1 protein-coding gene is annotated in these 480 nt (G+C 70.6%); it reads left to right on the top strand.

Annotated features, from left to right (window positions below; translation table 11 throughout):
- Positions 1 to 402, top strand: a 402-nt coding sequence (locus ACFLIT_RS17835) for an OmpA family protein (protein WP_479912614.1), incomplete at its 5' end; no start/stop codon positions are given.
- Positions 403 to 480 lie beyond the last annotated feature (78 nt).

Here is a 480-nt window from a genome sequence, read left to right as displayed (position 1 = left end):
CCGCCGCCGCCTCCCCCGCCGCCTCCGCCTCCCCCGCCGCCGCCGCCTCCGCCGCCGCCGGCCTTCGAGGCGAAGCAGTTCATCGTCTACTTCCCGTTCGATCAGTACGTGCTGACGCCGGAAGCCCAGCAAGTGGTCACCGAGGCCGCCAACTACGCCAAGGGCGGCAACGCCACCCGCGTCGTGGTCGTCGGTCACGCCGACACCTCGGGCTCGCCGGCCTACAACGTCCGCCTGTCGGAACGCCGTGCGAAGGCCGTGGCCGACGCGCTGGTCGGCTCGGGCGTCGGCGCCTCGACGCTGTCGGTCGACTGGAAGGGTGAAACCGAACCCGCGGTCGCCACCGGCGACGGCGTGAAGGAACCGCTGAACCGCCGCTCGACCATCGACATCAACTTCTAAGACGTCGATCGTCAGCGGAGGCCCAGCCTCCTGAGACTTGCGGGAGCCCGGCCGAAAGGTCGGGCTCCTTGCATTTGG

The organism is Caulobacter sp. HJHS_5 (assembly GCF_056683955.1).
This window is presented reverse-complemented; position numbering and strand designations above follow the sequence as displayed.